This is a genomic window from Pandoraea pnomenusa (genome assembly GCF_000767615.3).
In the GTDB taxonomy this organism is placed as follows: Bacteria; Pseudomonadota; Gammaproteobacteria; order Burkholderiales; family Burkholderiaceae; genus Pandoraea; species Pandoraea pnomenusa.
Window position 1 is genome coordinate 4,931,408 of record NZ_CP009553.3, and the last position, 19,807, is coordinate 4,951,214.

A 19,807-nucleotide genomic window follows, 5' to 3' on the forward strand; every position below is an offset into this window, starting at 1 on the left:
GGCCCATTCTAACCGACCTGCCCCGCGCGTGCGGAGACCGCCGTGCTCACCGAAGCCGGCGTTGCACGGCCATGAACAACGCGCAAAACGCGGCAAGACATGCAAAACCGAAGAACACATTCACGCTGGCGAGTACCAGCGCCTGTTGCGACGCGAGATTACCCACCCAGGCTGATGCCATGTGCCCGGCCGTCGTCGCATCCACGCTTGCGCCGAACACCTGCTGCGCCTGCGACACCGCGGCATTGTAGGCGGGATTGAGTGGCGTCATCGCCGGCGTGAGTTGATGCATGAACACCGCCTGACGATCCTGCATCAGCACGGCCATCATCGACACGGACATTGAACTCACCAACTGGCGCACGATGTTCTTCGTCTGATAGCCATGCTGGAAAACGTATTCGTCCATGCCGCGAAACGTGAGCTCCGCGATGGGGATCATGGCGAACACGCCGCCGAGCCCACTGAGCACCATGGGCAGGATCAGCCATTGACTCGACACACCCGGGTACGTCTGCGAAAGCAGGAACGCATACCCGAGCAGGCACAGGTACCCGATCAGCACAAACGGCTTGAGCTGCACGAACTTCGGACGCGCCAGGGTGTACATGACGGCCACCACCAGGCTCGTGACCGACGCCACCGCCTGCAGATATCCGGTGTGCTCGACGCTCCAGTTCAGCCCCCGTTGCATGTAGATCGGGAACAGATACGACGTCGAATACGAGAAGAAGTAATACACGGCGTAGCCACCCAACCCAAGCACGTAGACCGGGTTGCGCACCAGTACCCGAAAGTCGATCAGCGGCTTGTGGTGCGAGTACTGATGCCACATGTAGCCGATCGCGCAGATCGCCCCGACCAGACACAGTTCGAGCAGATGCAGCGGGTTGGAGAAAAAGTCGAACCGCGATCGCTGCATCATTACTTCGACGAACAACACGCCTGCCGCAAAGAACACGATGCCGCGCATTTCGAATTCGCCCTCGTCGCGCAAACGCTCGCGAAAATCAGGAATCACGATCCACGAAGCCAGCGCGCCGGCCAGCGCAATCGGCACAACCGCAAAGAACACCGACGACCATAGAAAGTGGTCGACGAGATAGCTGGCGAGCAGCGGTGCGGAGATTTGTCCGCCGAAGAAGCCGTAGGTGAAGAAAAGCAGTGCGCGCAGCCGCAATTCCGGGGCGAAGCACAGGTTGATGAGGATGCGGCTCGCGGTGAAGAGCGACCCCGCGCCCAGACCGAGCACGAAGCGGGCGACGGCGAGTTGCGTCGGCGTATGCGCCATGCCGCAGAGCCATGCGCCGAATGCCATGAGCGTCAGCGCACCGGCGAGGAACGTGCGGTACCCCAGGCGCGACGCAAGCCAGCGCTGCTTGAGGATCACGAGAATTCCAGCCACCGCATAGAGGGTGGAGACGAAAGCGTACTCTTCGGGGGCCGCACCGACCCCGCCCGCAATGTGCGACGACGCGAACACGAACATGCCGTTTTCGAGCATTTCGATACCCGTGGCGGCGGCGATCACGGCCATCAGCACGCGCTGCCGTGTCTTGTGCGCAAACGCCAATCCCCAGGTACTCATCTTTGCCTCGCCAATGAAAAACGCCCGGAATCTGCCTGTCGATGCCGGGCGGTCGCGGCACGCGGGATATCAGCGTGCCTTACATGGGAGTTTAGGATTCATGGCGCCCGAGACCAACCGGCGACGGGCCAATACGCTATTGCAGATTCAGAAACAATGCGCGGTGAAACTCGAGCGTATCCCCCTTGCGAAGCAAGAAAAAAGTCCGTCACCGCGACGTTCCGACGCTGCGGGCCGGGCCGCGATGGCTCGGATCGAACATGGCGAGCAGATAGATCAGCACGAGGTAGGGCCACGTCCACGCGAGCCAGCGCGCGAGCACATTGAAGTGAACGTATTGCCCCTGACGCCACGACTGGAGCGCGGCCTCATAGTACGGATTGGCGGGCAACAGATTGACCAGCACCAGCAATACGATGAGTGCCGCAAGGGCGACCGCACCGCGCAAGGCGCGCGGCCCCCTGCCGGCCAGAAACAGCACGAGCCCGCCGACGACCATCCCGTAGACGGCCCCTGCCGTCACCCAGTCGAAGGCCTGAGCCGCCGAGAACTGCCATGCCGAGGCAACGGCCTTGATCGCGAACGCGCTCGCGAACATGGCGCACAGCAATGGCACGCGCGGCGCCGTGCGGCGCATTGCCAGCGTGGCGAGCAGACCTGCGAGGACCGTGCCACATGCCGTGACGATCGTCTCCCACAAGGCATGGCTGGCCACGGCATCGAGCGCGGACAGATAGTCCTGCAGTTGTCCGAGGCGAGGCACCCAGTCGATGACGCGATCGGTCACGTCCGGGTCTTGCCAGAGCCAGATCTGGCGCACGAGGTCGCCGTCGCCGAAGAGAAACTGCTGCGGGTACGCCTGGGCCCAGGGCCAAAGCGCCAGCAAGACGAGCAACATGCTCGCCTGACGCTCGAACCAGGCAAAGCGCAAGTGTCGCAGCCATCCGCGATCGAGCAGCGGGCTGGTGAGCGGCACGGCAATCGCGCCGCCGATGAGCGCGCCGAGCGCGTTCGTCGCCAAATCGACGTTCGAGGCAACGCGCGTCGGCAGATAGGTCTGCAACGCCTCAATGCCGCACGAGAGCAACGCTCCGAGCACGAGCGCGGCGATCACCGCGCGCACGCCCCGCCAGGCCGGATGCAGCGCCAGCACCGTGAGCACGCCCAATGGCAGGTAGCCCAGCACATTGGTCACCACGTCGAACATCGTCATCCAGCGGGGCAGCGGGGCGAACAGATAGTCGAACGGCCCGACGGCCGCGCGCTGGAACGTGAAGGGATACAGACTCGCGTAGGCGATCAGCAGAATCAGACAGATCAGCGCCTGACGCGTGAGCGGTGACGCGCGTCGTTGCCAGGGTTTGACATCCGGCTCGGGCATCGGCGACGTCTGCCTATCGGGCGGGCGCGGCGGCACCCGAAGTCGCCGGCTGCGCCATCGACGCCGGCGTCGCATGCGACTCGGCCGGCCCCCGCGTTGTCGCGGATGGCGCAGGCACGCGCCCGGCGAGCCACTGGATGAGTTGCGTCTGCACGGCGTCGCACGCCGCTGCCAGGGCTTTCGCCCCCCCTGCGGCGTCCGCTGTCGCCGCGGGCGCCTGGGCGCGCAACGTGGTTTGCGCGAGCAACTTCGGGCCGTCGAACAGGGTGGCGCGCATCTGCACGACCCCATGACTGGTCGACGCACTGTCGAAGTACTGTGCGAACTCCTCGATCTCGACACGCAGGGCGGGCGCCGCGGTCGGATCACCGGCAGCCAGTACCGGACGGTCGACGGACAGCGCCGCACGCAGGCGGTCGCCGAAGAGCCGAGCGGGAGACGCCAGCCACCGGCTGTTCGCGTACACGCGCGCCTGGTCGCCATCGCGAGCGGGAAGGCGGTAATAGATCATCTCGGTATCCAGCCAGCTCGGCGCACTGACCACCACCTTCAACGGCGCGAGACGCGGGGCACCCGCCACGTCGGCGACGGCCGGATTTCCCGCGGCTCCCGCGGCCGCCGGCATCGTCGGCGGCCCGAGGTCGAACCGGGCGACCGAATTCGAGGGTGACGGTGCCGCGCATCCCGCGACCAGTATCGCCGCGCCCAGACCCAGCATCCAGGTGCTTAGCAGACGCAGCGGACCGACGCCGGTGTGGACTGTGTGTGTGCTCGCCGTGCTCGGCTTGGTCATCTCGATTTCCCCTTGCATCACGATGTCGCGCATTACTGCCCCGCCGCGCCCGGCCACGAAAAGCCCGCTTCGCCCGGACCGGGCGTCGGCGGCGTCGTGCCGAACAGCAACGCGCGCGGATTGCGATTGATGGTGTCGGCGGCCTGCCCGACCGCCTGCGACGTGAAGCGCAGTTCGTCGGACAACCGGTTCAGGCGCGGCAGCGCTTCTTGCTGCAGCGATCCTTCGAACGTGTGCATCGTGCCTTCGAACGCCGCCAGACTCGACGTCGCCTGATCGGCCGCACGACCGACGCTGTTCAGATTGCGCACGAGCGGTCCTTGCGGGTCGGCCAACTGATTCGTCAGACGATTCGCGCCGGACAAAGTGCCATTGAGTTCCCGCACCGTGTCGGGCAACTGACGGGTGACCGGCTCGAGTTGCTGCGCCACGCGATTCACACTTTGCGCGGCGGTCTTCACGCTGTTGATCGAGTCGAGAATCGCCTGTCGGTTCTCCGGTGCGAGCAGCTTGTTGACCGATGACGTCGCCTCTTCCAGCTGGTGCACCAGATTGTTGCCGCGCCGCTGAAGTTCGTCGACGAAACTCGGGCGAAGCCGCAACTGTGCCACGTGCGCCGGCGACGACGGCAGCAGCGTCCGATCGTGCCCGTCGTCGTCGAGCTGCACGAATGCCAGTCCCGTTACGCCCTGGTAGCTCAGCGTGGCGAACGTCGACTGGGTCATCGGGGTGCCCTCGTTGACGAGAATGCGAATCAGGATCTGTCCGGGCGTGCGCGGATCGAATTTGATCGACTCGACCTTGCCCACGGCCAGGCCGCGGTACCGCACGGCCGATTCCGGGTTGAGCCCCGTGACGTTCGTGTGCGCCACCAGGTCGTACGGGACACGCTCGCGATTGTCGCGATTGAACCAGTACACCGAGGCGGCGACCGCCGCGAGCAGTACCAGCGTGAACAGGCCCGCCATGAAAGCGTGCGATTTATTTTCCATCGTCGAGTAACTCCGAAATCCTGGCGCGCCTTGCCGCAGGCAAAGCCAGCAACGCGCGTCTGCCGCGCTCACCGAGGAAGAAGCTGTGAATGAACGGGTGATCGACCCGAACCACGTCCTCGACCGGCGCGTTGACGATCACCCTGCGCTCCGCGAGCACCGCCACGCGGGTGGCCAGCATCATGACCGTGTCGAGATCGTGCGTCACCATCACGACCGTCAGTCCAAGCGAGCGGTGCAGGCCGCGAACCATGTCCACGAACTCATCGGACGCCTGCGGGTCGAGCCCCGCCGTCGGCTCGTCGAGAAAGAGCAGTTCCGGCTCCAGTGCAATCGCCCGCGCGATCCCCACCCGTTTGATCATCCCGCCAGACAACTCCGACGGCATGCGATTGGCCATGCGCCCCGACAGTCCGACCATTTCGAGCTTGTACATCACCACATCTCGAATCAGGTCCTCCGAGAGCGTATGCAGCTCGCGCAATGGCTGCGCGATGTTGTCGAACACGGTCATGGCGGAGAACAGGGCGCCGCGCTGAAAGAGCATGCCCGACCGACGGCGCAGCAAGTGCGCCGCGCGACGGTCGATCATCGTGATGTCGTGGCCGAAAATCCGGATATGACCGCTCGTCGGCGCCTCCAGCCCGATGATCTGCCGGATCAGTGTTGTCTTGCCCGAACCCGATCCGCCAACGAGCGCGATGATCTCGCTCTGCCCCACCGTGAGGTCGAGGTGCTCGTGAATCGTATGCGTGCCGTAGCGTTTGGTCAGGTCATGCACTTCGATCACCGGCTGTGCTTCGCCCGGCAGGGTCGACGATACCGGCGGACACCCGCTGGAAGCGCCGAAAAGCACGTCACCGCCGGACTCGGGCGCCGCACCTTGGCGGGAAGGATCGGATACGGTGGTCGTGCGCATCAGCCGATCCCCACATTGCGGAACATGATGGCAAAGACCGCGTCGGCCAGAATCACCACGGTGATCGACGTCACCACCGACTGCGTGGTGCCCTCGCCCAGGCTTTGCGTGTTCGGTTTGACGCGCATGCCGAAATGACAGGCGACCAGCGCGATCAGCATGCCGAAGACAACGCCCTTGCCCAGACCGATCCATAGATTCGCGACGCGTACGGCATTCGGCAGCGTCGTGAAGAAATAATGCAGACCGATGCCCAGTTCGTACTTCGCGGCAAGTGCGCCGCCAAGCAGCGCGATGATGTTCGTCCACATGATGAGCAGCGGCATGGCGATGGCCAGCGCGATGACTTTCGGCAGCACCAGACGGAGCCCGTGCGGGATGTCCATCACGCGCATGGCGTCGAGTTCCTCGGTCACACGCATCACCCCGAGCTGCGCCGTAAAGGCGGACCCCGAGCGCCCCGCGACGAGAATCGCCGCGAGCACCGGGCCAAGTTCGCGAATGACCGCGAGGCCCAGGATGTTCACGATGAAGGTGCTCGCTCCATACAGCTTCAACTGCTGGGCAGAGAGGTAGGACAGCACGATCCCGATCAGGAAGGCCACCAGCGCGGTGATGCCGAGCGCCTTGGCCCCCGCGCTGTAGACATTGGCGGACATCTCCAGCCACGGGGCACGCACCGGATGGCGAACCACGCGACCGAGGTCGATCACGAACCGGCCGAACATCGCGATGCCGTCGCGCAGGTGTTCTCCGAGCGAGAACAGCGAATACCCCAGGCGGCTGATCGGATCGACACGGCGCGCCGGCACCGGGCTCTGCCGCGTTCGGTCGAATTCGGCCAGGTGATCGAACAGCGCGCGTTGTGTCGGCGTCAGCGAAATGCGCTCGGGGTATTGCCGTTGCCAATACCGCCAAAGCGCTTGCGCGCCCACGTGGTCCAGCCTTTCGACGCACGTCAGGTCCCACGCCAGCGGGCCATTCGGCAAGGCACGCACCAGACCAAGCAGCGTTTTCTTGCGCTGCGAGAGGGCCAGTGCCGTCCACAGGCCGCGAAGCATGACCACCGGGCCTTGCGCCGTGGTGGTCAGCTCCAGAGTGGGCACGGCATCGAGGTTCAAAACAGAGAGTCTCCTGACAACAAACCCGCTGGAATTCGGCTCGCGTCCAGCGAAACGCGGTCATTGTACGGTACAGGTGGGGCTAATCGATGGCAACCCGGTGCGGTCTGAAAAGCTCTCGGAATCGGCTCACCCGAGCGTCGGATAATGCCGAAACACGGGCATTTGCGCCGATCAGACCGACGCGCCGCCAGCCTCGCCGCTACAATAGCAGCCATGAATAACGCCACATCCTCCTCCCCGGACATCCTCTGCGCCGCCCAGGCCTCCGTGGCCGCCGATGGCACCGAATCCGCCGTCGGCGCAACCGCCGGGACCCGGCTCGACGTCGCATCGCGCCGGCTGGACGGCGAACGCATTCGCTCCCGACTGAGCGCCGCTTGCCGTGGCTGGGGAATCGAGGTGGTCGAGACGACCGGCTCCACGAATCTCGACTTGCTCGCGCGCCTTCGCGAGAACGTCGCGTGTGCGCCGACCGTGCGTGCCGCCATGGTCCAGACCGCCGGGCGCGGGCAGCGCGGCCGGGCGTGGCAGAGCCAGCCCGGCGACAGCCTGATGTTCTCGCTGGCTTATGTGATGTCCGGCGGACCTGCGGACCTGGCGGGCTTGTCGCTCGCCACCGGTGTGGCGGTGATCGAAGGACTTTCCGACTTGCCGTTGTCGGCGCCGCAGGCGCTCGGTCTGAAGTGGCCGAACGATGTGCTGCTGCGAGGGGGCAAGCTGGCGGGCATTCTGATCGAAACCGTTCCGGCAGGCCCGGGGCGTATTGGCATCGTTATCGGCATCGGTCTCAATCTTCGCCGCGCGGACGATGTGGCCACCCGGATCGACAACGCGGCAGCAAGTGCCGCGAGTGCCTCGGATGCGTCGGGTGCATCGAACCGGTCCCCGGCGCCGACACCCGTCGTGCCGGCCACGCCACCGGCGGCACTCGAATCCGTGTTTCCTGAGCCGGACATGTCGACCGTGCTCGTCGCCCTCGTCAAGCGCCTCACTGCCATGCTGGACCGGTTTGCGACGCAGGGCTTCGCGGCGTTTCGCGAAGACTGGGAAGCCATGCATGCCTATGGTGGGGCCGCCATTCGAATCATCGAGCACGGGCGCGACGTCCTGCATGGTGTGGCACTCGGCGTTGACGGACATGGCTGTCTGCGCGTGGCCACGTCACAAGGCGAGCGCGTCATTGCGAGCGGCGAGGTGTCCGTGCGCCTGCTCGATCGCGCGCCTGGCACGCAGGAGGCCCGCTGATGACCGATTCCCGGCAAGGGCCTGCGCGCACGCCGGCAAGTCTGGCGCCACCGGCGGGACCGGGCTCGACCGGGGCGGCGCATCCCGCCCCGTGGCTCCTGATCGACGCAGGTAACAGCCGGATCAAGTGGGCGCTCGCACCCGCGGTCCGACCGAAGCACTGGCGTGCCGCCGCGCCGGGCTTTCTCGCCAGTGGCGCCGTCGATCACGCCGAGTGGCGCACGCTCGCCACCCAGATTCGTGCAGGTTGGGCGGCCCTGGCCGCCGGTGTCGGCAGCCAGCCCCACTTCGCGCCGAATTCGGCACCGATGGCGCTCGGTCAGGGCGGCCAGGACGATGGCTTCATCTGCCCGGCGCCCGCGGGCGTCTGGCTGGCCAATGTCGCGGGCGAGGCGGCGGAGCAGGCCGTTCGCATGACACTGCAAACGCTGTGGGGCATGGCGTCAGCCGATTGGCTCCAGGTGCTGCGCGCCAGCGATTCGCGCGCCGGTGTGCGCAATGGCTACCTTTCCCCGGCCCAGCTCGGCAGCGATCGGTGGGCCAGCCTGATCGGCGCCCATGCCGCCTGGCCCGGCGAGCATTTGCTGATCGTCACACTGGGGACCGCAACGACGGTCGAGGCCCTTCGTGCGGATGGCGATTACCTCGGCGGACTGATCGCGCCCGGGCCCGCGCTGATGCTCCAGTCGCTCGCGCAAGGCACCGCGCAATTACCGACGCTCGACGCCACGACGCCCACCGGCGGCCAGGCATTTGCGCGTAGCACGTCGGATGCGATTCTCCGAGGATGCGCCGCGGCACAGGCCGGGCTTGTCGAGCGCAGCCACGCACAACTCCAAAGCCAGCTCGGGGCGCCCGTGCGTTGCGTTCTCTCGGGCGGCGCGCGCCAGGCGCTTGCGCAGACCCTTGCCTTGCCGTTTACCGAACACGATCAACTGGTGCCGGCCGGCTTGTACGAAGTCGCGCTTCACACCGCCGGCGCCGGGGAATCCGCCGCACCCGCCGCGTCGGCGCCATCGTCGCTCTCGCACGATGACCGCCCCTCCCGCAGAGGTGCCTGAGATGTTGCGTGCCTTGTTACTCGCTGTCTTTCTTGCCGCCAATGCGGCGTTGGCCGCGGTACAGTTCGGCTGGCTGAAATGGCACGACCTCCTGGCGACTTCGGGGCGCGAGCCGATGCGCGTGGCGCAGCAGATCGAACCCGCGAAGATTCGCCTGTTGGGCGCCCAACTCAGCGAACCGGCATCGGATGCCGCAACCCCGAAAGTCGAGGCGCGCGAGAGCACCGCGTCGCAGGCTGTCGCGCCGTCGGGCGCTTCGGGCGCTTCGGGCGCTACGGGCGCGTCAGGCATATCGGGCGTGGCCGCAGCTGCGACCAGTCAGGCCGTCGCAGCTGCAGCGCCTGGCGCCGTGCAGGCCGAGACGAGCACGACACAGGCGGGCGCCGCATCGTCGGCAGCCGCAGCCGCCGTGGCAACGGCGTGCCTGGATATCGGCCCATTCTCCGCCAGCGACGCACCTCAAGCGCGGGGGCTGCTGCTCGCGGCCCTGCCGTCGGGTCAGGGCGACATTCAGTCGATCGCCGTCGACAAGCGCTATTGGGTGCACCTGGACCCCGTCCCGAACAAGGCGGCGGCCGACAAACAGGTTGCCCAATTGCGCGCGGCGGGCGTGACGGAGTATTTCCTGCTCAACGACGACGGATCGAATGTGGTGGTATCGCTGGGATTGTTCAACGATCGCGAGCGCGCCGTGCGGTTGATGGCCGCCGCACAGAAGAAGGGGCTCACGCCGCAATTGAGCGAGCGGCCGAACGCCCGTAGCCGGATCATTTATCGCATTGCCGGCATTAACGGGAATGCCGCCACGCAGGTGCGTGGCGTTGTCACACAACAGTGGTCGGCGCAAATGGTGCGTGCCTGCCCGGTGCCCGCCGGCAGCCCGCCGGCCGGGGTTCGCTAGACGAGAGGGGCATCGACGCCGTCAGCACACACGCCGGAGGTCCACGACCGGCCGCACGACACCCGTTTGGAAGCCGCGCGCGTTCCTGACGACCGGAGTCACCCAGGGCGCCAACCCTGTCGTCCGGGCGGACGTCACCAGACCGAGGGCCTCCAACACGGCGACGGCAGCGGTGTAGAGCGCGCGCATGTTGCCGTCGACCACCTTGATCGCGATACCCAATCCGGCGGATCGCACGCCGATCGTCTGCACGCCGTCGGCGCCGATCTTGGCGACCCAGTCGCCTGGCGCCATGCGCATGAACGCCAGATCGTTGCGCGCGGTACCGGACACCATCTCGGGTTGCTGCGTCATGGCGTCGAACAGTGTCGAGAGTGCCGCATCGTCGCTTGCCGCAAGGCGCGCATAGGCGCCCGCCAGCTTCTCGAGCGGCAGCGCGTAATTCGGCGCGGAGCACCCGTCGATCCCCAACCGCAAGGCATCGCCCTTCACGCCGACGACATCGCCCACACGCGCACGAATGGCCTGCTGCAACGGATGCGCCGGATCCAGGTAGGTATCGAGCGGCAAGCCGTGCTGCACGCAGTACGCAAGAAAACCGGCGTGCTTGCCTGAGCAGTTGTGGTGCAGCGGCGTCGGCTTCAGATCCGCGGGCGCTCGTTTGCCCGTCGCCGAGTAAAAGGTCGGCGTATGGCAACCGCATTGCAGATGATGCTCGTCGCAGCCCGCCTTGGTCAGCAGGCTCGCCACACCTTCGACGTGGAAGCTCTCGCCCGAATGGCTGGCGCAAAGCAGCGCCAACTCCGGCTGCGTCAGGCCAAAGTGCCTGACGCCGTCGCCCTCGACGAAGGGCAGCGCCTGAAACGGCTTGAGGGTCGAGCGCGAAAACGTCAGGAACGAGGGATCGCCGGCCGCGTAGCGCAAATGACCCTGCGCATCAACGACAGCCACACTGCCGTAATGAACGCACTCCACGGTATCGACGCCCTGGGCGCCGCGGGTGACCTCGACGAGCGGGGCAAGATTCATGACTGGGCCCGCACTTTCTTGAGCAACGACGTGGTGGAGCGCTGATGTTCGAACGGGATTGCCAGCGCCTTGCCGCCCCAGCCCCGCACGAGGGCCGCTTCGGGAAGGACGTCCATGTCGTAGTCACCGCCCTTGACCAGGATATCGGGCCGCACCGCCTCGATCAGCGCCTGTGGCGTCGACTCGCCAAACGTCACCACGTAGTCCACGCTTTGCAGCGCCGCGAGCAGCGCGGCGCGATCCTGTTCGTTGTTGATGGGACGGTCGTCGCCCTTGCCGAGCGTGCGCACCGAAGCGTCCGTATTCACGCCGACGACGAGACATGCCCCGAATGCGCGCGCTTGCGCGAGGTAAGTCACATGACCGCGGTGCAGGATGTCGAACACGCCGTTGGTGAATACCAACGGACGCGGCAGCGTTGGCGCAAGCGCGGCGAGGGCCTCGCGCGAGACGATCTTGGCCTCGAAATCGGCCTGAGGAATGACGGGGGAAGATGACATGACGATCGATCGAAGTTGACGCGATATTGTCCCACGTCGAGCGCGAGGCAACAAAAAAGGGGCCGAAGCCCCTCTTTCGTCGATACGTCCATCGCACCCCGCAAGACCCGCGGCTCTCCAGGGCGCGATCCGCTTACGATGCCGTTGCGACGGCCGGTGCCGCCGGGGCCGTGACAGCGGCCAGACGGCTCGTGATTTCCTTGCGGTAACGGTTCAGGTCCTGCGCCGTCGCGAACGTGCGCTCGAACAGGAGCGACATGTTGTGCAGAATGCGCTCGACCACCTTCTTCTCCCAGCTGTCGTCGAACTTGATCTGCTCGTCGAGCCAGTGCTCGAGCCACTCCGGCTCCGGCAGACGCGACTGCACGGTGTCGTTCGGGAACAGGTCCTTGTTCACGTGCAGGTTGGTCGGATGCAGCGGCTTTTCGGTGCGGCGCGCCGACGCCATCAGCACGCCGATCTTCGCGAACGCGGCACGCGCGTTGTCGCCGAAGCTCGTGAGCGCCTTCTTCATGTAGCGCAGGTATGCGCCGCCATGACGGGCTTCGTCACGCGAAATGATTTCGTAGATGGCCTTGATGACCGGCTCGGTGTGCCACTCTGCAGCCCGGCGATACCAATGGTTCAGACGGATCTCGCCGCAGAAGTGCAGCATGAGCGTCTCGAGCGGCGGCGCCGGATCGAACGGGAAACGCACCGCGTGCAGCTCGGCCTCGGTCGGCACCAGATCCGGACGGAAACGGCGCAGATACTCCATGAGCACCAGCGAATGCTTTTGCTCCTCGAAGAACCACACGCTCATGAACGCGGAAAAATCGCTGTCGTCACGGTTGTCGCGCAGGAACATCTCGGTGGCCGGCAATGCCGCCCATTCCGTGATGGCGTTCATCTTGATGGTGCGCGCCTGATCGTCGGTGAGCTGGCTCGCGTCGAACTTGTCCCACGGAATGTCCTTTTCCATGTTCCAACGCACTGCCTCCAGCGACTTGTAAAGTTCGGGATACAGCATTTCGTTCATTTCAATTACCCCCAAGGTCGCGAGACCTTACACCAGGACTCAAGATAGTATTGTGAAAGTTTACGCCGAATTTCGACAGACAAAACGGTGAGCGCGTCGCGGGAGGCCCCCGCCGTCCCGGCTTCACGTCTTGAACCCTGCCGTCGCAGAAGGACGGCGATGTTACGCCTGTTACGTCGCTATTACGCTATTACGTGGCCGCATCCTGGCGATATGGCTTAGAGCGACCTTACTAAAATATGGGCAAACTCTTGAATCATAACATAAATATCTTTCATCCCCGGCGCGTCTGACACTCACGTGACGGTAATACGTCGTAATTTTGACGGCCGTCAAAATGTCACGCGGAGGGCCTAAGCTTGAACGGCGGCGAGCGTCGTCGACGTCACCGTCGATCCACTTCGCGACATTCCCCGCACCGGCCGTCGCTGCGCGCGCTTCGCCCGCCGCCGGTGGACGTCGATCCAATGCGAATCCAATGCGACACCGCCCCGGTCATCAGGGTAAGTCCTTGTGCCACGGGCCTGCGCGGACGGCGGTCCATGGTCTACGCTGGAAACGTCGTACCGCGATAGCAGACCCGGACCTATCCCAGGAACGCGAGGCCTTCGGCGGGGTGCGGATCCGCATACCCGGATTCCGACGCCTTGTTTGAGGATAGTTCTCAGTCGCAATTTCGCAACAAGTCGCTAGCCGAAACTTCGACGCTACGACACGGGCCAACCTACTCGACGGAATCCTTGACCGATAAGGAGCCGAGCATGGCAACTCGTCCCGCATTCGCCCTATGGCTGCGCATGGCCTGCCTGTTGACGGCAGTCGCCGTTGCCCCTCACGCCCAGGCATTCGACGTTGGGCAACTCGCCTCGCAGGAGACGCCGGCCGTACGTCTGGTCGGCCACGGCTCGTTCACCCGCCTGGGCTTCCATCTTTACGACGCCGAGCTGTTTTCCGGCGCCGATCGCGTGAGCGCGAACTGGAGTGCGCATCCGCTGGTGCTCGATCTGCGCTATGCGCGCAGTTTCACGTCGCATACGCTGGTGCAACGCAGCCTGATCGAAATGACCAAGTTGCAGGTCGCCACCGATGCCGAGCGGCAGCACTGGGCTGACGAACTCGCGCGTATCCTGCCGGACGTCTCGGCCGGACAGCACCTCACGGGGGTGTTCCGACCCGGTGACGGCACCCGCTTCTTTTCCGACGGCAAACTGATTGGGCGCATCGCGGGCGATGCCTTCGGCCGCGCCTTCTTCGCGATCTGGCTCGACCCGCGCACCAGCGCGCCCGACCTACGTGCGGAGTTGATCAGCGACGCCCGTTGATCCGATGCGCGATGTCGCATCGGCGCCACGACCGGCGCACCTCCCCGGTGCATCCAGTTGTTCCGGCTGGTAAGTTACGAGGAGGGCCGCGCTGCCACCGGGCCTTGGCGCCGGCCCGCTTGGGGCGGGTCGGCAAGTCGACGGACTGAGGCCCGCAGGCGTCGCGCTGGCTACGCGGTCGTCCGAACGTTCCCGGCTGTCCATCGAATCGCGGCTGTGACAGCGCCGATGCGAGTGTGCCCATGGATATCGATCATGCTGCGGCGCTGACACGCCTGACGCGCTTCCTCGAGACCCTCACCCGCCAGAGCATTGCGAATCTGGGCGAGTTCTATACGCCCAACGTCTATCTTCGAACGCCGTTGCACGAAGTGCGCAGCGCCGCCGAAGTCGCCGGACTGCTCATGCAACTGTTCGAGCGCGTCGACGTGCCGCGCTTCGAGATTACCGCCACGCTGCTGCAGCACAATCAGGCGATGCTGGTATGGAATCTGCACTTTCACGCGAGGCGCTGGCTCGACGACGAGCAGATCATCCACGGCGCGTCGCATCTCCGGCTCGCCGTGGACGGTCGCGTCGCCTACCAGCGCGACTATTGGGACGCCACGGAGGATCTCTACCTCAAGCTTCCGTTCATGGGTCGTTTGCTGAGATGGTTACGCCATCGCCTGCTTGGCTGAACCACCGGCACGAAATTGCACGGGGCCTGTTGAAGGGCAGTTTTGTTCAATACGCCGCCAGCCCGTGCGGCTACGCTCGGAACCTCGTTTCATTCGCATCGTTTTGGCACTGAGGGCTCCGATGACACTCTTTTATTCGATGGCGGCTTTTGCGCTGGCCGCGTCCATTACCCCCGGGCCGGTCAATGTCGTGGCGCTGGGCTCGGGCGCCCGTTATGGGTTCGTCGCCAGCCTGCGTCACGTGACCGGTGCGACGGTCGGCTTCGTCGTGCTGCTCGTTGCGGTTGGCTTCGGGGTGTACGAACTGCTTCAGCGCGTGCCGGGGCTCCTGCACGCAATCCAGTGGTTCGGCGTGGCGTTTCTGCTGTATATGGCGTACAAGCTGGCCGTGGACAATGGCGAGCTCGGCGACTCCGACACGGCGCGTGGCCCGACGCTATCGAATGGCGCCGTCATGCAATGGCTCAATCCGAAGGCGTGGCTTGCCGCGCTCGCCGGGATGGGTGCGTACACGGCCGGAGACCCGCTGCGCATCTGGCAGTTCGCGGCGATCTACTTCGTGGTGTGCTGGCTCTCGGTCGGGTGCTGGGCAGTGGCAGGCGCGATGCTCCGCCACCATATGCGCGACGCGGTACGTGTGCGACGCCTGAACCGTGTGATGGCCGCATTGTTGGCAGGAAGCGCGGTGTATCTCGTGGCGGCCGGGTAGCGGCACGGGCACGACGGCCATTCATCTTCAGCGCCGCAGTCCCGGGCGACTTGTCACGCCGCCCGGGACTGCGGGACATCGCACGCCGCGCGCAACGCCGCCGCGTCGCCAGCATCGGGCGACTGCCCCGAATCGCCGGCACCACGCGCGTCGAGCGCGCCTCGATAGTGCCCGGGCGTCGCAGCGAGCAGTTGTTTGAACGTTCGCTGGAAGTGGGCCTGATCGGCGAATCCCGCATCGAGCGCGACTTCGGCAATGGCGTGGCCGCGGCGCAACCGCGCACGGGCGTACTGGATCCGCTGGTTCATCAGGAATGCGTGGGGCGTAAGGCCATACTGCGCCCGGAATGCCCGCGTAAGGTACGACGCCGACAATCCTGCCGCCGCGCAAATCTGCGCGAGCGTCAGGGCCTCGCGACAATGCGCGCGGATGAAGTCCGCGGCGTCGCGCAGTTTCCGTGCGTCTTCGCGCATCGGTCGCGGGGCCGGGTTGAGACGCTCGTGCGCATCGATGAAGCACTGCTGCACCGCGGTCTCCCGTTCAAGCCGGTCGCGCGACGCGTCGGTACAAACGTCGTAGAGCCGGTTCAGTCCGTCGTACAGCACCGGATCGGTCGACGACATCGGATCGAACAGATGCAGATCCTGACCCTGACCAAAACCCAGTTCGCGCTGAAGATCGCGCAGCCAGGCCGTATCCACGAACCACATGCGATATGCCCACGCTTCGTCGCCGATGGGGTTGCAGGCATGCACGGCGTCGGGGTTCATCACGACGACGCTGCCTTGCCCCACGGTTTCTCTCGCGCGCCCGTTCAGATACGTGCTGCGGCCGCCCGTCACCACCCCGATCGAGAACGTCTCGTGGCTATGCAGCGCGTAGCACACACGACGGCCGTCGAGCACTTCGCGCGCTTCGATGAACGGCAATGCCGGGTCGCGCCAGAACGTCGACGGGTACGGACAGGGAACAGTGGCTTTGGACATGCGCGTGCGAACTTGTCTGCGAACTCAGAGGGCTGGTGTTACCGCAGTGCTGCGGTGCCGAGGCTTGCGGGTGATCGAATCGTCGGTCATGAAGTCTACCAACTTCCGGGGCGCCGGGCCGGCCGGCACGTCGCACATTGAAGCCGCGAGGACACCGAATCATGCCGCCGGTTTGCCGCTGTCGGCAACCGTTGCGGGCTCGTCGACGGACAACGGCGAATTCGCGGACATGCCCGCTCCGCCCACCGCCCCCGCTTCCACGTGGTCGAGCGGGCTCGTGCCGTCGGCTTCGGCCACCAGCCATGCGGCGATGGCGTCACGTTGCGCGTAGGCATCGGCCTCGCCCAGCGCGATGAGTTCCTGGGTGTATGCGGACTCGAACAACAGGTAGCTTGCGAACGCGGCGCCGCGGGCTTCGTCGGCGCCGATCGCGCCGAGCATCGTGCGCACCGCGCGCGGCAATTGTTGCAGATGCCGCGACGCAATCGGTTCGATGCGCTGGCTGGGCGAGATCAGCAGCGTTTCGACCGGCCGCCAGCCGCTCGATTCGCGATGCGCCTCGGGCACGTGCCGCAGCACGTTGTTGATGTGCTGGACCCGCTCCAGATCGGCCGACAGACCGTCGATGAACACGCTCGCCAGCGCCTGCCCCCCGATCTGCGCGAGGCTGGGATAGCCGCCGATGCGCTCGCCGCTGCTGTCGAGCCCGTACTGACCGTGCGACGCCCCAATGATGAGAATGCGCGTCGCACCGAGATGAATCGGCGGGCTGAGCGGCGCGATCTGACGCATCGACCCGTCGCCGAAGTATTCGGGCTGTCCGTCGAGATCGAGTTCGATGGCCGGAAACAGGAACGGGATCGCGCTCGAGGCAAGCAGATGATCGACCGTGAGCGGCACGGCGCGTGCGAGACGCAGCGAACGCTTCCAGGGCTGGATCGGCGAGGCGCTTTGATAGAACGTGACGTGTTTGCCGGAGGAGTACGACAGCGCCGTGACCGAAAGCGCTTCGAGCGCGCCGGACGCGAACACGTCTGGCAATCGGTCGAGACGGATCGCATTGCGCAGCATTTCGTTGAGCGGCGACCAGTCGAACAGCGAACGCGGCGATCGGCGCAACGCCCATCCGAGCGAGAGTGCGGCGAGCCAGCGCGCCCCGGTGCCCGCCATGCCCAGCGAGTCGGCGCGAAAGACCTGCCCGGCGTGAAACTGCCGCCACACCGCATCGAGCTTCATGACGCCGTGCTGGAAATCATCGGCATGCGAGGCGAGCGCCGCCGCATTGATCGCCCCGGCGGACGTGCCGCAGACAATCGGAAACGGTATCGCGCGCCGCGACGGCAGCACCTCACGCTGGATTGCCGCGATCGCCGCGAGCACGCCCACCTGATACGCGGCGCGTGCTCCCCCGCCCATCAGGACGAGACCGGTGCGTTCGCCAGAGATCATGGGGCGTCCTCCTGCCTTCGTTATTGCCCGCGGCGCCACGTGGGCGGTGGCCGAGCGTGGATGGACGGCGGCGACACGCGGTTGCGCGCGTCATGGCGTCCGATGGCGCCCTTCGGCGTCACCACTTCCACGCCGCCTGCTTGCCCGGCGCCTTGACCGGCGCCCCCTCCGACACCGTCGAGGCGCGGGTGGCTTTCACGGTCTTGGTCGACGCGCGGGTCGATGTCTTCGCGGCAGTCCTGGCCGTGGCCGACTTCGCGGGCGTCTTCTTGTCGGCGGGCGCGCGCTTGGCGGCCGTTTTCGCAGCGGCCTTCCCGGCAGCGTTCCCCGCCGCCTTGCCTGCCGCGCCACCCTTTGCGGCCGCGCCCGTCTTGCCTGCGGTCTTGCCAGTGGTCTTCGACGCCTTGGCCGCACCGGCGCTCGACGGCGTCGCCCGAGTCGCCTGAGTCGCCTTGGCAGCCGCGTCGGACATTTGCGCAGCGGCCGCCTCCGTCATTTGCGCGGCCGACATGCCGGCGGCCTGCGCCGCGGCGGCGATCTGATCGAACTGCGCCCGCATGGCGTTAAACCAGAGCGACGGGTCGAGCGCGCCATAGGCATTGCCCGCCTGGGCAAACGGCGGCACCGTGCCGTCGCCCTCGGGTGGCGCCTCCTGCGAATCGGCCGGGGGCTCGGGCGCCGACTCCGGCTCTGCCGCGGCCGGTGACGACGCCTCCACGTCCTGCGCGGCGCCCGCCGCCCCGAACGGGGAGCGCCAGAAGTCCCCCACGCCTGTTTGCCCAAAGGGGGGCGTAGGCGCGTCGCCGCCTTGTGCCGGATGCGCGGCGTCGCCTGCGTCGCTCGCCGCGCCGAAGCCTCCCGTGCCGAACGCGCGCAGCGTGGCGTAGGTCGCGCGCTGCACCTCGAACGCCTGGATCGTCGAGCGCAGCACGTTCAGATTCAGCGTGAGCCACTGCTCGACGGCGCGCATCTCGGCAATGCGATTCTCGATCTCGTTCGGATCGAGCAAAGGTGCGGCGCTCTGCATCAACTGCGTGAGCGGTGAAGTGAAGGTCGCGGGCGGGCTGAACGCCTCCCACATCTTCTTGAGAATGTCGAAGCCATTGGGCATGGCACTCGTCGAATCGCTCATTACAGTCTCCAGTCGTGGTCCGGGACGGACGGCATGCCCGCTCACCGGCAGGCCATGCGCTGCGGGGCCCGGGGGGCGCTTGTACCGATCATACGCCCAGCCCGTGCCCTTGGTGTGTCAGAACGGCGCGTCACCCTTGTAGTCCGGCGCGCGGCGCTCGCGCAGCGACGCGATGCCCTCGCGAACGTCCGGCCCGGAGAAGCCCATGAATTCCAGCGCGAGCGACGCATCGAACGACGGCCCCGCACTGCGCAGCCAGTTGTTCAGCGCGTACTTGGTCCACCGGATGGCCGTCGTCGAACCGCTCGCGAGCTTGTCCGCCACCTCGAATGCCTTGGGCAGCAGGTCGGCCTCGTCGACCGCGAGCGAAACGAGGCCGATGCGCTCGGCCTCCTCGCCGGACACCGGCTCACACAGCAAGAGGTAGTACTTCGCCTTCGCCATGCCGCACAACAGCGGCCAGACGATGGCCGCATGATCGCCGGCGGCCACCCCCAGGCGCGTGTGGCCGTCGATGATGCGCGCAGTCTTCGCCGCGATCGAAATGTCCGCCAGCAGCCCGGCAACCAGGCCCGCGCCCACGGCCGGGCCGTGCATGGCCGAGACGATCGGCTTGCTGCAATTGATCACGTTGTAGACGAGATCGCGCGCCTCGCGCCACACGCGCGCGCGTACGGCGAAGTCGTCCGCCATGTCCTCGACAAGCGAGAGGTCGCCACCGCCGGAGAATCCCTTGCCCTCGCCGCGAATCACGACGGCGCGCGTTTGCGCGTCGCGATCGATGTCGCGCCACACGTCGGCCAGCTCCTGATGCATGCGATGGTCCGCCGTCGACAGGCCGCTCTTGTTCGCACCGGCGCCCATGATCAGCTCGAGCACGCCGTTCGGATGCCGCTTGAATTGCAGCGACTGATAGTGTTGATAGGGGTCTTGCGACATGGCTTACCGCTCCAAAAAAATATCCCCGCACAGGCGGGG

General features: G+C 66.0%; 19 protein-coding genes. 6 read left to right on the forward strand and 13 right to left on the reverse strand.

The annotated features are described in order from the left end of the window. Positions 1-46: 46 nt before the first annotated feature. The 6 genes from LV28_RS46120 to LV28_RS46145 form a co-directional block, all read right to left on the reverse strand. Entirely contained in the window at positions 47-1,588 is a 1,542-nt protein-coding gene (locus LV28_RS46120) for an MFS transporter (protein ID WP_023597857.1), read from the reverse strand. Between the two features lie 208 nt (positions 1,589-1,796). Then, positions 1,797-2,969, reverse strand: coding sequence for a VanZ family protein (locus LV28_RS46125; protein WP_048806809.1), 1,173 nt, complete (start codon positions 2,967-2,969; stop codon positions 1,797-1,799). Between the two features lie 13 nt (positions 2,970-2,982). After that, complete coding sequence (locus LV28_RS46130) at positions 2,983-3,795, reverse strand: ABC-type transport auxiliary lipoprotein family protein (RefSeq protein WP_023597859.1); 813 nt, start codon at positions 3,793-3,795, stop codon at positions 2,983-2,985. Then, on the reverse strand, positions 3,795-4,754 hold the full coding sequence (locus tag LV28_RS46135) for an MlaD family protein (protein WP_023597860.1): 960 nt from the start codon (positions 4,752-4,754) through the stop codon (positions 3,795-3,797). Before LV28_RS46135 ends, LV28_RS46130 begins: the two co-directional genes overlap by 1 nt. Then, positions 4,744-5,673: an ABC transporter ATP-binding protein gene (locus tag LV28_RS46140; protein WP_023597861.1), complete on the reverse strand. Its 930-nt coding sequence runs from the start codon at positions 5,671-5,673 to the stop codon at positions 4,744-4,746. Before LV28_RS46140 ends, LV28_RS46135 begins: the two co-directional genes overlap by 11 nt. Next, positions 5,673-6,794, reverse strand: coding sequence for an MlaE family ABC transporter permease (locus LV28_RS46145; protein ID WP_023597862.1), 1,122 nt, complete (start codon positions 6,792-6,794; stop codon positions 5,673-5,675). Before LV28_RS46145 ends, LV28_RS46140 begins: the two co-directional genes overlap by 1 nt. A 216-nt stretch (positions 6,795-7,010) precedes the next feature. On the opposite strand from LV28_RS46145, the gene LV28_RS46150 reads away from it, so the two are divergent. The 3 genes from LV28_RS46150 to LV28_RS46160 are packed head-to-tail and all read left to right on the forward strand — an operon-like array spanning position 7,011 to position 10,004. Continuing rightward, on the forward strand, positions 7,011-8,042 hold the full coding sequence (locus LV28_RS46150; RefSeq protein ID WP_160117966.1) for a biotin--[acetyl-CoA-carboxylase] ligase: 1,032 nt from the start codon (positions 7,011-7,013) through the stop codon (positions 8,040-8,042). Next, the gene (locus LV28_RS46155) at positions 8,042-9,103 is read left to right on the forward strand and encodes a type III pantothenate kinase (protein ID WP_052408621.1); all 1,062 of its coding nucleotides are present in this window, start codon (positions 8,042-8,044) and stop codon (positions 9,101-9,103) included. The genes LV28_RS46150 and LV28_RS46155 overlap by 1 nt, the downstream gene beginning before the upstream one ends. 1 nt (position 9,104) lies before the next feature. After that, positions 9,105-10,004, forward strand: coding sequence for an SPOR domain-containing protein (locus LV28_RS46160; RefSeq protein ID WP_038619595.1), 900 nt, complete (start codon positions 9,105-9,107; stop codon positions 10,002-10,004). Between the two features lie 21 nt (positions 10,005-10,025). On the opposite strand, the gene LV28_RS46165 is transcribed toward LV28_RS46160, so the two are convergent. From LV28_RS46165 to LV28_RS46175, 3 genes are all read right to left on the reverse strand, one after another. Further along, positions 10,026-11,033 carry an asparaginase gene (locus tag LV28_RS46165; RefSeq protein ID WP_038619593.1) on the reverse strand — a complete coding sequence of 336 codons (1,008 nt, stop codon included), beginning with the start codon at positions 11,031-11,033 and terminating at the stop codon, positions 10,026-10,028. Further along, positions 11,030-11,533: a D-glycero-beta-D-manno-heptose 1-phosphate adenylyltransferase gene (gene rfaE2 / locus LV28_RS46170; RefSeq protein ID WP_038619590.1), complete on the reverse strand. Its 504-nt coding sequence runs from the start codon at positions 11,531-11,533 to the stop codon at positions 11,030-11,032. Before rfaE2 ends, LV28_RS46165 begins: the two co-directional genes overlap by 4 nt. A 133-nt stretch (positions 11,534-11,666) precedes the next feature. Further along, positions 11,667-12,551, reverse strand: a complete 885-nt coding sequence (locus LV28_RS46175) for a ferritin family protein (protein ID WP_023597868.1) — start codon at positions 12,549-12,551, stop codon at positions 11,667-11,669. 761 nt (positions 12,552-13,312) lie between these two features. Between LV28_RS46175 and LV28_RS46180 the strand changes: the two genes are divergently transcribed. The 3 genes from LV28_RS46180 (at position 13,313) to LV28_RS46190 (ending at position 15,262) form a co-directional block, all read left to right on the forward strand. Beyond that, positions 13,313-13,873, forward strand: coding sequence for a chalcone isomerase family protein (locus LV28_RS46180; RefSeq protein ID WP_029754410.1), 561 nt, complete (start codon positions 13,313-13,315; stop codon positions 13,871-13,873). A gap of 242 nt (positions 13,874-14,115) precedes the next feature. Beyond that, positions 14,116-14,553 (forward strand): nuclear transport factor 2 family protein, encoded by a 438-nt coding sequence (locus LV28_RS46185; protein WP_023597870.1) that lies wholly within the window; start codon positions 14,116-14,118, stop codon positions 14,551-14,553. A gap of 121 nt (positions 14,554-14,674) precedes the next feature. After that, a complete protein-coding gene (locus tag LV28_RS46190; protein WP_023872923.1) occupies positions 14,675-15,262 on the forward strand; it encodes a LysE family translocator in 588 nt (195 codons plus the stop codon). Positions 15,263-15,315: 53 nt separating this feature from the next. Here the strand turns inward: LV28_RS46190 and LV28_RS46195 are convergent, their stop codons facing one another. From LV28_RS46195 to LV28_RS46210, 4 genes are all read right to left on the reverse strand, one after another. Continuing rightward, positions 15,316-16,248, reverse strand: coding sequence for an AraC family transcriptional regulator (locus LV28_RS46195; protein ID WP_081326971.1), 933 nt, complete (start codon positions 16,246-16,248; stop codon positions 15,316-15,318). Between the two features lie 159 nt (positions 16,249-16,407). After that, positions 16,408-17,697 (reverse strand): patatin-like phospholipase family protein, encoded by a 1,290-nt coding sequence (locus tag LV28_RS46200; protein WP_023597873.1) that lies wholly within the window; start codon positions 17,695-17,697, stop codon positions 16,408-16,410. Between the two features lie 118 nt (positions 17,698-17,815). Next, on the reverse strand, positions 17,816-18,829 hold the full coding sequence (locus LV28_RS46205) for a PhaM family polyhydroxyalkanoate granule multifunctional regulatory protein (protein ID WP_025249942.1): 1,014 nt from the start codon (positions 18,827-18,829) through the stop codon (positions 17,816-17,818). Between the two features lie 117 nt (positions 18,830-18,946). After that, positions 18,947-19,768, reverse strand: coding sequence for an enoyl-CoA hydratase/isomerase family protein (locus LV28_RS46210; RefSeq protein WP_023872920.1), 822 nt, complete (start codon positions 19,766-19,768; stop codon positions 18,947-18,949). Positions 19,769-19,807 lie beyond the last annotated feature (39 nt).